Raw genomic sequence first — 14,648 nt, 5'->3', positions numbered from 1 at the left:
CCCGTGCCGAGTAAGAACCCGCAGGCGCCGGGCGACAGGTCACCGGTGCCGGGTGAGAACCCGCCGGTCCCGGGCGGCTCCGCCGGATCGGACCGGCGCCGGCCGGCCCGATCCGGCGGCCGGCGCCCGCTGGTCCGCTTCCTGGCCCGCAGGGTGCTCACCGCGCTCCTGCTGGCCGTGGGCATCACCCTGGTGACCTTCGTCCTGACCAACCTGGTCCCCGGCGACCCCGTCTCGGCCAACCTCGGCCAGCGGGCGCTCGGCGACCCGGCGATCGTCGCGCAGTGGCGGTCCGAGCACGGCCTGGACAGACCGCTCCCCCAGCAGTACCTCCTGCACCTTCAGGGCGTCCTGCAGGGTGACCTCGGCACGAGCCAGCAGAGCCACCGTCCGGTCCTCGACGACCTGGCGGAGTCCGTGCCCGCCACGCTCGAACTGGCCGGGGCCGCGATCCTGATCTCCCTCGTGACGGGTGTGGCGTTCGGCGTGGTGGCGGCGCTCCGCCGCGACCGGCTGTCGGACCACGTGCTCCGGGTCCTCAGCCTGATCGGCATCTCGGTGCCGACGTTCTGGCTGGCGCTGATGGCGTTCTACGTCTTCTTCTACCGGCTGCAGGTCACTCCGGGCAGCGGCCGCATCGACCCGAGCCTGAACCCGCCCCCGCAGGTCACCGGGCTGTACACGGTCGACTCCGCGCTGGCGGGGCAGTGGGACGTGTTCTCCTCGGCGGTCGGCCACCTGATCACCCCCGCACTGGTGCTGGCCCTCTACACGATCGGCCTGCTCACCCGGTTCACCCGGTCGGCGGTGCTGGAGGTGCTGGGCCAGGACTACGTGCGCGCCGCCCGGGCCAAGGGCCTGCCCTCCCGGGTGATCCTGTTCCGCTACGTGCTGCGCTCGGCACTGGTACCGATCATCACGGTCGCGGGCCTGGCCTTCGGCAGCCTGCTGTCCGGCACGGTGCTCGTCGAGGCGATCTTCGCCTGGCCGGGCGTCGGGCAGTACGCCTACAAGAGCGCGACCACCCTCGACCTGCCCGCCGTGATGGGCGTCGGCCTGGTGGTGGGCGGCGTCTACCTCGTCATCAACCTGATCGTCGACGTGCTGTACGGCGTCATCGACCCCAGAGTGAGACTCCAGTGAAACTCCCCCACGCCTGGCGGCAGCCGCTGGCGATCGTCGGCGGGGTGATCGCGCTCGCCTGGATCGTGATCGCGCTGGCCGCCCCGCTGCTGGCGCCGCACGACCCGCTCGCCCAGGACCTGCCCCGGCTGGCCGCGCCCGGACCGGGGCACTGGTTCGGCACCGACCAGCTCGGCCGCGACATCCTGAGCAGGGTGATGTACGGTGCCCGGCTGTCGATCCCGCTGACGCTGCTGCTGGTCGTGCTCTCGGTGCTGATCGGCGGCCTACTCGGGGCCTGCGCCGGATATTTCGGTAAATGGGTTGATGAGACGATCATGCGGTTCGCCGACCTCGTCTTCGCCTTCCCCACCGTGATCCTGGCCATGGTCGTCGCCGCGGCGCTCGGCGCGAGCCTCACCAACGCCGTGCTCGCCGTACTCGTCGTCGCCTGGCCCGCCTACGCCCGCGTCACCCGCGGTCTGGTGCTGGGCGTGCGTGAGCGCGAGTTCGTGGTGAGCGGGCGGCTGCTCGGCTTCTCCGCGTGGCGCTCGCTCCGGGTGGACGTGCTGCCGAACGTCACCGGGCCGATCCTGGTGCTCGCGACCCTCGACATCGGCACCGCGCTGCTGCTGCTGTCGGGCCTGTCCTTCCTCGGGCTCGGCGCGAAGCCGCCGTCTCCCGAGTGGGGCGCGATGGTCGCCTCCGGAGTGGAGGTCTTCGACAGCTGGTGGGTGGCGACCTTCCCCGGCCTGGCCATCCTGACCGTCGTCCTCGCCTTCAACTTCCTCGGCGACACGCTGCGCGACGCCCTCGACCCCCGTACGGCCCGCGCCATCAAGGAGCGTGCGCTTTGACCCTCACCATCTCCGACCTGAAGGTCTCCATCGGCGGCAAGGAGATCCTGCGGGGCGTCGACCTCGACCTCCAGGCCGGCCGCGTGCACGGCCTGGCCGGCGAGAGCGGCTCGGGCAAGACGATGACCGGCCTGGCCGTGCTCGGACTGCTCCCGCACGGCGCCCGCGTCAGCGGCCGGATCGGCCTGGGCGAACGCGACCTGCTCACCATTCCGCCCAGGGAGCTCAACGCGGTGCGCGGCGGCGAGGTCGCCATGGTCTTCCAGGACCCGGCGACCAGCCTGCATCCGATGCTCTCGGTCGGCCGCCAGCTCACCGAGCACATGCGCCACCATCTCGGCCTGGACCGGAGGCAGGCGCGTGCCAGGGCCGTCGAACTGCTGGGCCAGGTGCGCATCCCCGCTCCCGAATCGGCGATCGGCCGCTACCCGCACCAGTTCTCCGGGGGCATGCGCCAGCGCATCGCGATCGCGATCGCGCTGGCCTGCTCGCCGAAGGTGCTGATCGCCGACGAGCCCACGACCGCGCTGGATGTGACCGTCCAGGCCGGGGTGCTGCGGCTGCTGCGCGGCCTCTGCGACGACCTGGGGCTGGCCGTGCTGCTGGTCACCCACGATCTCGGCGTGATGTCGGCGGTCGCCGACGAGGTGAGCGTGATGCGGGAAGGCCTGGTCGTGGAGACGGGACCGCGCGGCCAGGTGCTGCGCGAGCCGCGCCACCCCTACACCCGCACCCTGCTGGAGTCGTTGCCCGGGGAGACCGCATGACACTGCTGAGCGTGGACGACCTCGTCGTCGAACACCGCACTCCCGGCCGGCCCCTGGTGCGCGCCGTGGCCGGAGCCAGCCTGACCGTCGCGGCGGGCGAGGTCGTCGGCCTCGTCGGCGAGTCGGGGTGCGGCAAGTCGACACTGGCCCGCGCGGTGTGCGGGCTCAACCCGGCCACGGCCGGGTCGATCACCTTCGACGGGCATCCGGTGACCCCGCTCGGCCTGCGCCGCAGGAACCGGTCACTGGCCGGGATCCAGATGGTCTTCCAGGACCCCTACGCCTCGCTGAACCCCCGGCGCCGGGTGGGCGCGCAGATCGCCGACGGGCTGCGGGCGGTGGGCGACACCACGACCGCGCCCGCCGACCTGCTGGAGCGGGTCGGGCTCCCTCGCGACTTCGCCGGCCGTCACCCGCACGAGTTCTCCGGCGGCCAGCGGCAGCGGATCGCGATCGCCAGGGCGCTCGCCGCCCGGCCGACCCTGCTGATCGGCGACGAGCCCATCTCCGCGCTCGACGCGTCCGCCCAGGCGCAGGTGGCCAGGTTGATGCGGGACCTCGCGGTCTCCTCGGGCGCCGGGTTGCTGTTCATCAGCCACGACCTGTCGGTGGTACGGCTGATCGCCGACCGGATCGCGGTGATGTATCTCGGGAAGATCGTGGAGGTGGGCCGTACCGCCGAGGTGTGGTCCGACCCCCGCCACCCCTACACCCGAGCCCTGCTGGGCGCGATCCCCGCCCCCGACGGCGCCGGGGTGCTGCCGGCGGAACTGCCCGGAGACGTGCCCGATCCGGCCGACCCGCCGGCCGGCTGCCGGTTCCATCCGCGCTGCCCGGTGGCGATGGACGTCTGCCGGGAGCGCGAGCCCGCGTTCGGCCCCGTCGCCTGCTGGCTGCACGAGCCTGCATGATCGACGAGGTGCGTCTGCGGATGGCCGAGGAGGGGATCGACGCCCTGGTGCTGCGCCCCTCCCCCGACTTCCGCTACCTGGGCGGCCGGGGCGACGGATATCTCGTGGTGACCGCCGACCGGCCGCCCACTGCGGCGAGCGGTCCACTGGAGGCGGCGGCGCTCATCCCCGCGGCCGCCCGCCGCGTCGGGGTGGACCCCGAGATGCGGGCCGTGGAGCTGTTCTCGCTGCGGGTGGAGGCCGAGCTCGTGCTGGCCTCGGCCGTACTCGCCCCGCTCCGGCTGACCAGGGGGCCCGCGGAGGTCGCGGCGTCGGAACGCGCGGCCTCGGCGGCGGACGCGGTCCTGCTCCTGGCCCGTGAGCTGGCCTGGTTCGGCGCCACCGAGCGCGCGATGGCCCGGCGGCTGCGGGCCATGATGGCCGAGACGGGGTGCGAGGAGGTGCTGTCGGTGCTCGTGGCGGCCGGCGAGCACAGCGCCGCCGCCCGGCACACGCCGGGCGACCGGGTGATCAATCCGGGCGACGCGCTCCTGGTCGCGGTGTGCGGGAGGTGGGGCGGCTACTGCGCGGAGGTCGCCCGCGTCTTCGCGGTGGCCGAACCGCCCGAGGACTTCGAGGCGATGTACTCGGTGGTCCTGGCCGCGCAGCGCGCCGCCCTCGACCTGCTGCGGCCCGGCGTGCCGGCGGCGGCGGCCGGGCGGGCGGCGCTGGAGGTGATCGAGGGCAGCGGTTACGGCCACTACGCCGCCGAACGGCCGGGACGCGGCGTCGGGCTCGGCCACGACGAGGGTCCATGGCTCGACCCCGGCGACCCGACCGTGCTCGCCCCCGGCATGACGGTGTGCGTCGAGCCGGCGATCTACCTGCCCGAACTGTTCGGCGCGCGGGTCGCCGACGTCGTGGTCTGCACCCCGGCCGGAGCCGAACGGCTCAGCGGGAGCTCCCAGGCCCTGCACGTCATCGACCACTGAGCGGGCGGGCCGGTCTGTCGTCAACCGGCCGGCAGCGCCACGATGGCGGGCCCGAACGCGGTCCCCAGCAGGTAGCACAGGGTGAACAGGCCGATCGCGGCCGGTCTGTGCGCTTCGGGGGCCGCCGCGGTGGCGCGGACCGCCAGCACGCCCTGGCCCGAGGCCGCCGCGATCGAGGCGGCGGCCTGGGCGATCAGCAGGCCGGGAACCCATGAGGTGAACGCGGCGGCCAAGGCCGCCGCGACGCCGGTGACGGCCAGTACCGTGATCATCAGGCGGGGCCGGATCCGGGTGGACGCCGCCACCACGAACCACGACAGCGCGCCGCCGAACAGCAACGGCCACACCATGGCCACACCGATCTGCGCGGACGACCAGGTCGTCAGCTCCGACAGCCGGACCGGAAGCGCGTAGATCAGCCCGAAATTACCCACAGCCAGGGCGAAGGCCAGTCCTGCGGCCCCCAGGAAGCGGGGCGCGCGGACCAGGGCGGCCGGCACGAAACCCGTCGGCCGGATCCGCAGACGCAGCCCGAGCGCCACCGCCGCGGCGACCGCGCACAGTCCGGCGGCCACCGGCTGGTGGGGCACGGACACCAACGCGGTGACCAGCCCGGTCAGCACCACCACCCCGATCACGTCGAACCTGCCGGGCGACGGCTCGGACCGGACCGCCTGCCGCAACACGGCGGGCACCGCCAGCACGGCCACGACCGGCAGGGCGAGCACGACTCGCCAGGACAGCAGGTCGCTGACCAGCGATCCGGCCAGCGGGGAGACGGAGCCGACCACGGCGAGCGAGGCCGTGGCCACGCCCATCCGGCGAGGGGAGTCGGCCAGTTGCATGGCGATCGCCGTCAGCCCCGCGGCGCCCAGCGCCTGCGCGGCGGCGGCGAGGAGGAGGACGGGCAGACCGGGGGCGACGAGAGCGAGGCCCGCGCCGGTCAGGGCGAGCAGGGCGCAAGCCGTCGCCGTGCCGCGCATACCGCCGTGGCCGACCAGCCCTGACATCAGCGGCGTCCCCACCGCGATGCCCCACCCGAACACCGTCACCAGCCAGGTCGCCGACCCCGTCGAGACCCCCAGGCCGCCGGCCGCCTCGCCCAGGATGAGCGCCGGTCCCGCGATCCCGAACGACATCGGCCCGGCCAGCACCGCCAGGGAGACCGCGGAGACCCCGGTCTGCCGCGCCGGAGCCGCGGGCGGAGCGCTCATCGGGCTTCCAGCGTCGGATAGTCGGTGTAACCGCGGTGGTCGCCGCCGTAGAAGGAGGCGGGGTCGGGCTCGTTGTAGGGCCCCCCGGCCTTGACGCGCTCGGGCAGGTCGGGGTTGGCCAGCCACAGCGAGCCGAGGCTGACCGCGTCGCACAGGCCCTTGCGGAGCACCGCGACCGCCGAGCCGATCCTCTCCCCGGTGGTGGCGTGCGGGTTGAGGATCAGCGTGCCCGGCCATGCGGCCCGGACCAGTTCGGTGATCTCCCGGTCGAACTCCATGATGTGCACGTAGCCCGGCTCGAACGGCGCCAGCGCGCGCATCAGGGCCGGATACACCGTGGCCGGGTCATGTTCCCGGATGCCGTTGGCGGGGTTGGCCGGAGAGATGCGGACGCCGACCCGCTCCGGCCCGATCGCATCGGTGACCGCCCTGACGACCTCGGCCGCGAAGCGGATCCGGTTCTGCACCGGACCGCCGTAGGAGTCGGAGCGGACGTTGGTGCTGCCACACAGGAACTGATGGAGCAGGTAGCCGTTGGCGGCGTGCAGCTCCACCCCGTCGAACCCGGCCGCCATCGCGTTCCGCGCGGCCGCGACGAAGTCCTCGACCGTCGCGGCGATGTCCGCGAGCGTCATCGCCCGCGGGGTGGGGTGGTCGAGCATGCCTTCCCTGGTGAAGATCCGCCCGCCGGATGCGATCGCCGACGGGGCCATGGGCAGTGCCCCGTCCGGGTAGAGACACGGGTGGCCGATCCGGCCGGCGTGCATCAACTGCGCGAAGATCCGGCCGCCTCCGCCGTGGACGGCATCGGTGACCCGGCGCCACGCTTCGACCTGCTCCGGCGAGTGCAGGCCCGGGGAGTCGATGTAGCCCTGGCCGATCACCGAAGGCTGGATGCCCTCCGTGATGATCAGGCCGGCGGCGGCCCGTTGCGTGTAATACTCGGCCGTCAGGTCGGTCACCAGCCCGCCACTCGCACGGCTGCGTGTCATCGGCGCCATCACCAGGCGGTTGGGGAGGGTCAGCTTGCCTATGATGACCTGCTCGAATAGCTCGTTCATGGTAATGAAGCTAGGAGTGGGGAGCCGCACGACGAATCAGTAATATCTACTGGTTCTGGATACGTGGAGGGTGCGTGCTGTACGGGCGGTCCACTGAGCAGGCCGAGATCGAGGTCCTGGTCACCGCGGCGCTGGAGGGGCGCAGCGGCGTCCTCGTGGTGCGCGGCGAGGCGGGCATCGGCAAGACCGCGCTACTGGACTGGGCGGCCGGGACTGCGGCCGGGCACGGGCTGCGGGTGGTGCGGGTCACCGGCGTCGAGCAGGAGGCCGACCTGGCGTTCGGCGGTCTGACACAGCTGCTGTGGCCGCTGCAGGATCGTCTTGACGCGCTGCCGGGGCCGCAGGCCGCCGCGCTGAAAACCGTACTCGGAGCCGAGTCGGCCGGGGGCCGGGACCGCTTCCTCACCGGGCTCGCCGTACTCACGCTCCTGGCCGACCTGGCGGAGGACGTCCCGGTGCTCTGCCTGGTCGACGATGCTCAGTGGCTCGACCAGGCCAGCGCGGAGCCCCTGCTGTTCGCCGCCCGGCGGCTCGCGGCCGAGGGGGTGGCGATGGTGTTCGCCACCCGGGAGGACGGCTTCGCCGCGCCCGGGCTGGGCGAGCTGCGGCCTTCCCGGCTGGACGGCCGGGACTCGGCACGCCTGCTGGCCGAGCACCAGGTGGCGCCGGTCCGGCGGGAGAAGATCATCGCTGAGTCCGCGGGCAATCCCCTGGCGCTGATCGAGTTCGCCGCGGGACAGCGCGGCCAATCGGCTGAGCCGCTGTTTCCGCAGGTCGCCGACCGGGTGCTGGCGTCGTTCCGGGTCCAGATCGGGCGGTTGCCCGAGCGGACCCGGCTGATGATGCTGATGGCCGCCGCGGAGGGAAGAGGCGACCTGGCGCTGGTGCTGCGGGCGGCGCACCTGATGGGCACCGGCCTCGCCGACCTTGAGGAGGCGGAACGGGCCGGGCTGATCCAGGTGACCGAATCGGCCGTCGTCTTCCGGCATCCGCTGATCGCCACCGCCGCCTACCAGGGAACCGTGTCGTCCCGGCGCGTCGCCGTGCACCGGGCCCTCGTCGAAGTGGCCGAAGACCCCGACTGCCGCGCGCACCACCTGCCCGCCGCGACGATGGAACCCGACGCGGGCGTCGCATCCGAGCTCGCGGCGGCGGCCGAGCGGGCCGGCGCCCGCACCGCCTACACCGCCGCCGCCCGCCTGTACGAGCAGGCCGCCCGGCTCGCCGTCACCGGACAGGACCAGGTCGGCTGGCTCGCCCGCGCGGCGGCGGCGGCCCTGTCGGGCGGCCGGCCCGACCAGGCCGCCGAACTGGCCGAAAGGGCCGAAGATATCGCCGGGCCCTCCGCGGGAGGCTCCGCCCGGTCAGGCCCGCCCCCCGAAGGGGAGCACCACGACGCCGTGGCGGAGCTCACCTCGGTGCGCGCGGCCGCGATGTTCGAGCTGGGCGAGGAGGAGAAGGCCGTCCGCCTGCTCCTGGACCGCGCCGATCGAGCGGCCCCGCGCCAGGGCGGCGCCATGCTCCGCACCGGCGCGACTTACGCCTGGTTCGCCGGTGACGAGGCCGCCGTGTCGGCCGCCGCCCGGAAACTGGCCGCCCTCGGCGAACCCGACCAGATGGCCGAAGGCCTGGCGCACCTCATGCGGGCCGACTACGCCCGCGGCCTCCCGCTGCTGACGGACTTCCTGGCCCGGACCCCCGACACCGAGCGCGCCCTGTTCACCGGGATGATCATCGGTAACGACGCCACCACCATGGCGCTGGCCGCCGCCGAAGTGGCCCGCTGCCGTGAACAGGGCCTCATCGGCGCCCTGCCCCAGGTGCTCCAGATCCTGGCCCAGACCCAGGTATGGGCCGGCCTGCACCGCGAGGCCGAGGCCGCGGTGGCGGAGGCCGCCGGGATCGCCTGCGACAGCGGCCTGCAGCAGCGCATCGCCTGGCTCAACGGCGTCCCCGCCCGGATCGCCGCCATCGAAGGCGACGAGTCCCGCTGCCGCCGCCTGGTCGGCGAAGCCCCCGGCGCCTATCAGGCGACCGGCGACGCCATCCTGAGCCTGCTGGAGCTGTCCATGGGCGACCACGAGTCGGCCCTGGACCGCCTGGAAGCCGCCTGGTCCGGCCCGGGCCGCAACGCCGCGGTGCTCCTGTCCTCCGCCCCCGACCAGATCGAGGCGGCGGTACGGCTGGCGCAACCGCACCGCGCCGAGCAGCCGCTTCGCCGCCTTCGCGCCTGGGCGCAGGCCTCCGCACAACCCTGGGTCCAGGCCGTCGCGCTCCGCTGCCAGGCCCTGACGAGCGACGACGAGACCTCGTTCCAAGCGGCTCTCACCCTGCACGAGCAGAGCGGCCGCCCCTTCGAACACGCGCGCACCCAGCTGCTCTACGGCGAATGGCTCCGCCGTGCCCGCCGCCCCGGCGACGCCGGCGCTCCCTTGCACGCGGCCCTGGAAACCTTCACCCGCCTGGACGCCGCTCCCTGGATCACCCGCGCCCGGTCCGAACTCCACGCGAGCGGCGAGACCCCCCGAACCGCGCACCCCTCCCCCACCGCCCCCGCCGCCCCGCTCACCCCGCGAGAGCTCCACGTGGTGCGGCTGGCCGCCGCCGGCCGCAGCAGCCGCGAGATCGCCGCCCAGCTCTTCCTGAGCCCCCGTACGGTCGAATACCACCTGTACAAGGCCTATCCCAAGCTGGGCGTCACCTCCCGCCGCGAACTCAGCCGCCTGAACCTCCCCTGACCGCGTCCGCCTGGCCGGACCCCACCCGCCGGAGCGTGGTGACCGCGATGAGCGCGGTGGCGACCGCGAACACCGCGCACACGACGGCGACCGTGTTCAGCCCGCCGGTGTAGGCGTCCCTGGCGGCGGCCAGCACCTGGTCGCCGATCCCGGCGGGAAGCTTTCCGGCCACCGCCAGCGCGCCTTCGAGGCTGTTGCGGGCGATCTCAGCGGCGTCCGCCGGGACGCCGGACGGCACGGTGATCACATCGCGGTAGACGACGGCGCCGAGACTGCCCAGCCCGGCGATGCCCACCGCCACACCGAGGTGACTGCTGGTCTCCTGCAGCGAGGCGGCCGACCCTGCCTGCTGCGGCGGGGCGGAGCTCACGACCAGGTGGGTGCCCAGCGCCCCGATGGGGCCGGTGCCGAAGAAGCTGACCACGAAACCGGTCACCAGCAGCGGTAGCCCGCCGACCGGATCGACGAAGGCGACCAGCGCGTAACCCACCGCGGCGACGGCCAGTCCCGCTCCGATGACGATCCCCATCGAAAACCGCTTCGCCAGGGCCGGAGCCAGCTGCGCGGAGACGATGGACGCGATCGCCGACGGCACCATCCACAGTCCTGCCTGCACCGGGGACAGACCCTCGACCATCTGGAGGAAGCCGGTGATGAACAGGTAGCTTCCGGCCACGGCGACCATGAGGAGAGTCGTGATCAGCAGCGAGGCGGTGAAGGCGGCGTTGCGGAAGAGGCGGACGTCCAGCACCGGATGGGTGAGCGTGCGCTGCCGCGCCACGAACACGGCGCCGACGGCCAGGCCGGCCACGACCGTCAGGATCGGCAGCGGCTGCCAGCCGTACCTGGTGATCTCCTTGAGTCCGTAGACGACCGGGAGGATCGCGGCCAGCGAGAGCGCCACGCTCAGCAGGTCCAGCTTGCCGCCTTCGGGGTCACGGTACTCCGGCAGCAGGATCGGCGCCGCGACCAGCAGGACCAGCATGACCGGCACGCCCAGGAGGAACACCGAGCCCCACCAGAAGAACTCGAGCAGCATCCCACCGATCACCGGGCCGAGCGCGGTGCCGGCCATGAAGCAACTGGCCCACAGCGCGATGGCCCTGCCGCGCTGCTGCGGGTCCTGGAACATGTTGCCGATCAGCGCCAGGGTCGACGGCATGAGCGTCGCCGCGGCGACACCGAGCAGCGCGCGGCTCACGATCAGCATCTCGGCGCTGGTCGAGTAGGCGGCCAGCAGGGAGGTGACGCCGACGGCGACGGCGCCGATCATCAGCAGCCTCCGGCGGCCGATCCGGTCCCCGAGCGTGCCCATGGTGACCAGGAAACCGGCCATCAGGAACCCGTAGACGTCCATGATCCACAACGTCTGCGTGCCGGTGGGCTGCAACGCCTCGGCCAGCGGCGGCAACGCCAGGAACAGCACGCTCTGGTCAAGGGACATCAACAGGGTGGGCAGCGCCAGTACGGCGAGGCCGGTCCACTCCCGGGACCCGGCCTTGCGGCCGACGGCCCCAACGGTCTGCGACGACATGGGAAATCCTTCCGTGGTCCGCGGATCCGCTCGTGATCCGCTCAGCACGACCACCGTGCACGCCGGGACTCCCGGTCTTCTCTCGGTCCGCTCCCGGCCCCCTCCCGTCCCGATGTCGGCCTGCGGGACGGGCGCCGGCGGCGTTCGGTTACCGTGGCTGCATGCGTTTCGGAGTGCTGGGCCCACTGGAGGTGTGGACGGCGGACGGGCGGCCGGTCAGGGTCCCGGAGCTCAAGGTCCGCGCGTTGCTCGCCAACCTCCTGGTGCACCGCGGGCGACCGGTGTCCGCGGACAGGCTGATCGATGACCTGTGGGGCAGCGCACTGCCGAACAATCCGCTCGGCGCGTTGCAGAGCAAGATCTGGCAGTTGCGGCGCGCACTTGAGGACGCCGAGCCGGGCGGCCGGGACCTGGTGATGTCCCGCCCTCCCGGATACCAGCTGCTGGCCGAGCCCGACGCGGTGGACGCGGACCGCTTCCACGGACTGGCGGCGCGGGCACGGGCGAGTGACGACTCCCGGGTGCGCGCCGCCCTGCTGGCGGACGCGCTGGCGGTGTGGCGCGGCCCGGCGTTCGCCGACTTCGCCGACGAGGAGTTCACCCGGCCGGCGATAGCGCGGTTGGCGGAGCAGCGGCTGACCGCGTTGGAGGAGCAGGCCGAGGCGCGGCTGAAACTGGGAGAACACGCGCTGCTGGCCGACGAGCTCGGCGACCTGGTCGCCCGGCACCCGCTCCGGGAACGGCTGCGCGCCGCTCACGTACGCGCGCTGTATCTCGCGGGTCGGCAGAGCGACGCGCTGAACAGCTACGGCGACCTGCGTGAGCAGCTGGCCGAGAGTCTGGGCCTGGCCCCCGGCCCCGAGCTCGCGGCCCTGCACCAGGCGATCCTGACCCAGGACCCGGCACTTACGGCGGCGCCCTCCCCGACCACGGCCCGTCCGCCGACGAACGTGCCGAGTGCGCTCACCGACCTCATCGGCAGGGCCGAGGCGGTCGATGAGCTCCGCTCGCTGCTGAAGACGGGCAGGCTGGTGACGCTCACCGGTGCGGGCGGGGTCGGCAAGACCCGGCTCGCGCTGGCGATCGCCGCACAGGCCGGCCGGTTGTTCCCGGGAGGGGTGCGGCTGGTCGAGTTCGGCGCGCTCGCCCCACCCTCACGTGCACCGGCCCACCCCCGAGGGCAGCGGGCCACGGCTCCGACGACCGAGGTGCACGACGTGGTCGGCGAGGTCCTCGGGGTACGGGATGCCATGACGGCGAACACCGAGCACCTCTCGCTGACGGACCGCATCGTCCACGCGCTGGGAGACCACCCGACCCTGCTGGTGTTCGACAACTGCGAGCATGTGATCGAGCCGGTCGCCGAGCTGGCGGAGCGGTTGCTCAAGGCCGCCACCCGGCTGCGGATCCTGGCGACCAGCCAGGAACCGCTGGGCATCACCGGCGAACACCTCCGGGCGGTGCGCCCGCTGCGGCTTCCCGCGCCCGCGACGGACCTCGGCCCCGCCGCCGCGCTCCGGTTCAGCGCGGTGGAGTTGTTCGTGGCGAGGTCGAGCGCGGCGGCACCGGGCTTCATCCTCGACGAGACCAACGTCGAGGCGGTCGTCTCGATCTGCCGGCGGCTGGACGGCATCCCCCTCGCGCTGGAAATGGCCGCCACCCGGGTCCGGGCACTGGGCGTGCACGAGGTGGCGGCCCGCCTCGACGATCGGTTCCACCTGCTGGCCGCGGGGGCGCGCAGCGCCCCCGCGCGGCAGCGAACGCTCCGGGCGGTGATCGACTGGAGCTGGGGGCTGCTCGGCGAGCAGGAGCGCGCGGTGCTCCGGCGGCTGGCCGTACATCCCGGCGGCTGCACACTCGCCGCGGCCGAAGAGGTCTGCGCCGGTGACGACCTGGATCGCACGGAGGTCCTCGACCTGCTCGCCCGGTTGGTGGACTGCTCGCTGGTCGTCATGTCCGACGGCACGGACGGGCCCCGGTATCGACTGCTGGAGTCGGTCACGGCCTACTGCGTCGAACGCCTCCGGGAGGCGGACGAGCTCGAAGAGTTCCGGCTCAGGCACCGCGACTACTACACCGACCTGGCCGAACGCGCCGAACCGCGGCTGCGGGGCCACGACCAGCGACTGTGGCTGCGGCGCCTGGACGCCGAGACCGCCAACCTGCGCGCCGCGCTCGAAGGGGCGGCGCGGCTCGGTGACGCGGACCGCGCGCTGCGCCTCGCGAACGCGCTGACGTGGTACTGGTACCTGCGCGGCCGGATCAGCGAGGCCAAGCGGTCGCTGACCATGGCGCTGTCGGCCGGCGACACGGCCCCCGCCGCCACAGTGGCCAGGGCCACCGCCTGGCTGGGCGGCATCAGGCTGCTCGGCGGTAGCGCGGATCCATCGGCGGAGTACCGCACCACGCTGCGCTCCTACGACCAGATCGACGACCCGGGCGGGCGGGCCCGGATGGAGTGGTTCCTCGGATCGCACACGTACGGCATCGGCGATCTGTCGCCGAGTGAGGATCTGATCGGCCGCGCGCTGGCGACGTTCCGGTCACTCGGGGATCGCTGGGGTACGGCCGCGGCCCTGAGCAGCCGCAGTTTCCACGCGAAACTGCGCGGAGACTTCCAGGCGCTGCGACGGGACGGCGAACAGAGCCTGGAGCTGTTCCGGGACCTGGGCGACCAGTGGGGGGAACTCCAGGCCGTGACACCGCTGGCGACGCTGGCCGAGGTCGTCGGCGACTACGAGCGGGCCGGGCGACTGTACCGGGACGGGCTGCGGATGGCTGAGGATCTCGGTCTGTGGCCCGAGGTCTCCTTCACGCTCTCCGGGCTGGGCCGGATCGCCCTGCTGTCGAAGGACTACCCGACGGCCAGGGAGTTCCACGAGCGGGCCAGACGGCTCGCCATGGAGCGGTCGGACACGTTCGGGGAGCAGTTCGCCGAGATCGGGCTCGGGCTGGGGGCGCGCAGGGAAGGAGATCTCGACACCGCCGAGGCGCACCTGCGCAGCGTGCTCGACCTGCACCGCCGGATGGGCTATGAGCCCGGCGTTCCCGCGTTGATCCTGGCCGAGCTCGGATTCATCGCGGAGCACCGGGGCGATGCGCGCGCCGCCCTCGCCCTGCAGCTCGACGGCCTCGCCGCCGCCCGGACCGTCGGCGATCCCCGATCGGTCGCGCTGGCGCTGGAGGGCCTGGCCGGGGCGCAGATGCTGGCCGGCCATCCTGACCATGCCGCCCGGCTGCTGGGGGCCGCCGCGGCGGCCAGACTGTCGGTGCGGATACCGCTGCCGGCCGGCGAACGGTTCGACGTGGAGCGCATCGCCGCCAGGGCCGGGGACGCACTCGGTGATGCGGATTTCGCCGCCGAGTTCGACCTCGGCGGCGCGCTGCGGCCCGACGAGTACCTGGCGCACCCGTCCCTGGCCGGGCACACGCGACGGACACCGGTCAGGTCCGCGACGACCTGACAGAGGCGG

General features: G+C 73.4%; 10 protein-coding genes. 7 read left to right on the top strand and 3 right to left on the bottom strand.

Going from position 1 to position 14,648, the window contains the following annotated elements:
* Positions 1 to 3 precede the first annotated feature (3 nt).
* The 5 genes from OHA77_RS38090 to OHA77_RS38070 are packed head-to-tail and all read left to right on the top strand — an operon-like array spanning position 4 to position 4,628.
* Positions 4 to 1,143 carry an ABC transporter permease gene (locus OHA77_RS38090; protein WP_326823355.1) on the top strand — a complete coding sequence of 380 codons (1,140 nt, stop codon included), beginning with the start codon at positions 4 to 6 and terminating at the stop codon, positions 1,141 to 1,143.
* Positions 1,140 to 1,979, top strand: coding sequence for an ABC transporter permease (locus OHA77_RS38085; RefSeq protein WP_406314026.1), 840 nt, complete (start codon positions 1,140 to 1,142; stop codon positions 1,977 to 1,979). The genes OHA77_RS38090 and OHA77_RS38085 overlap by 4 nt, the downstream gene beginning before the upstream one ends.
* On the top strand, positions 1,976 to 2,746 hold the full coding sequence (locus tag OHA77_RS38080) for an ABC transporter ATP-binding protein (RefSeq protein WP_326823357.1): 771 nt from the start codon (positions 1,976 to 1,978) through the stop codon (positions 2,744 to 2,746). The genes OHA77_RS38085 and OHA77_RS38080 overlap by 4 nt, the downstream gene beginning before the upstream one ends.
* Entirely contained in the window at positions 2,743 to 3,657 is a 915-nt protein-coding gene (locus OHA77_RS38075) for an ABC transporter ATP-binding protein (RefSeq protein ID WP_326823358.1), read from the top strand. The genes OHA77_RS38080 and OHA77_RS38075 overlap by 4 nt, the downstream gene beginning before the upstream one ends.
* A complete protein-coding gene (locus tag OHA77_RS38070; RefSeq protein WP_406314024.1) occupies positions 3,654 to 4,628 on the top strand; it encodes a M24 family metallopeptidase in 975 nt (324 codons plus the stop codon). The genes OHA77_RS38075 and OHA77_RS38070 overlap by 4 nt, the downstream gene beginning before the upstream one ends.
* 20 nt (positions 4,629 to 4,648) lie before the next feature.
* On the opposite strand, the gene OHA77_RS38065 is transcribed toward OHA77_RS38070, so the two are convergent.
* On the bottom strand, positions 4,649 to 5,842 hold the full coding sequence (locus OHA77_RS38065) for an MFS transporter (protein ID WP_406314022.1): 1,194 nt from the start codon (positions 5,840 to 5,842) through the stop codon (positions 4,649 to 4,651).
* Positions 5,839 to 6,903 (bottom strand): alkene reductase, encoded by a 1,065-nt coding sequence (locus tag OHA77_RS38060; RefSeq protein ID WP_406314020.1) that lies wholly within the window; start codon positions 6,901 to 6,903, stop codon positions 5,839 to 5,841. Before OHA77_RS38060 ends, OHA77_RS38065 begins: the two co-directional genes overlap by 4 nt.
* Positions 6,904 to 6,977: 74 nt before the next feature.
* Between OHA77_RS38060 and OHA77_RS38055 the strand changes: the two genes are divergently transcribed.
* Entirely contained in the window at positions 6,978 to 9,641 is a 2,664-nt protein-coding gene (locus tag OHA77_RS38055) for a LuxR C-terminal-related transcriptional regulator (protein ID WP_406314018.1), read from the top strand.
* Here the strand turns inward: OHA77_RS38055 and OHA77_RS38050 are convergent.
* On the bottom strand, positions 9,619 to 11,175 hold the full coding sequence (locus tag OHA77_RS38050) for an MFS transporter (protein ID WP_406314016.1): 1,557 nt from the start codon (positions 11,173 to 11,175) through the stop codon (positions 9,619 to 9,621). The two genes, OHA77_RS38055 and OHA77_RS38050, sit on opposite strands and share 23 nt — an antisense overlap.
* Before the next feature lie 161 nt (positions 11,176 to 11,336).
* On the opposite strand from OHA77_RS38050, the gene OHA77_RS38045 reads away from it, so the two are divergent.
* On the top strand, positions 11,337 to 14,639 hold the full coding sequence (locus OHA77_RS38045; protein WP_406314014.1) for a BTAD domain-containing putative transcriptional regulator: 3,303 nt from the start codon (positions 11,337 to 11,339) through the stop codon (positions 14,637 to 14,639).
* Positions 14,640 to 14,648 lie beyond the last annotated feature (9 nt).

The sequence above is a fragment of the Streptosporangium sp. NBC_01639 genome (assembly GCF_045209755.1).
GTDB lineage: Bacteria > Actinomycetota > Actinomycetes > Streptosporangiales > Streptosporangiaceae > Streptosporangium.
The sequence above is the reverse complement of the archived record's forward strand: the minus strand, read 5'-3'. Positions and strand labels throughout refer to the sequence as shown.

Coding starts and splice junctions, on each gene's coding strand:
- OHA77_RS38045 (WP_406314014.1), top strand. CDS start 11,337: ATGCGTTTCGGAGTGCTGGGCCCACTGGAGGTGTGGACGGCGGACGGG.
- OHA77_RS38050 (WP_406314016.1), bottom strand. CDS start 11,175: ATGTCGTCGCAGACCGTTGGGGCCGTCGGCCGCAAGGCCGGGTCCCGG.
- OHA77_RS38065 (WP_406314022.1), bottom strand. CDS start 5,842: ATGAGCGCTCCGCCCGCGGCTCCGGCGCGGCAGACCGGGGTCTCCGCG.
- OHA77_RS38075 (WP_326823358.1), top strand. CDS start 2,743: ATGACACTGCTGAGCGTGGACGACCTCGTCGTCGAACACCGCACTCCC.
- OHA77_RS38070 (WP_406314024.1), top strand. CDS start 3,654: ATGATCGACGAGGTGCGTCTGCGGATGGCCGAGGAGGGGATCGACGCC.
- OHA77_RS38060 (WP_406314020.1), bottom strand. CDS start 6,903: ATGAACGAGCTATTCGAGCAGGTCATCATAGGCAAGCTGACCCTCCCC.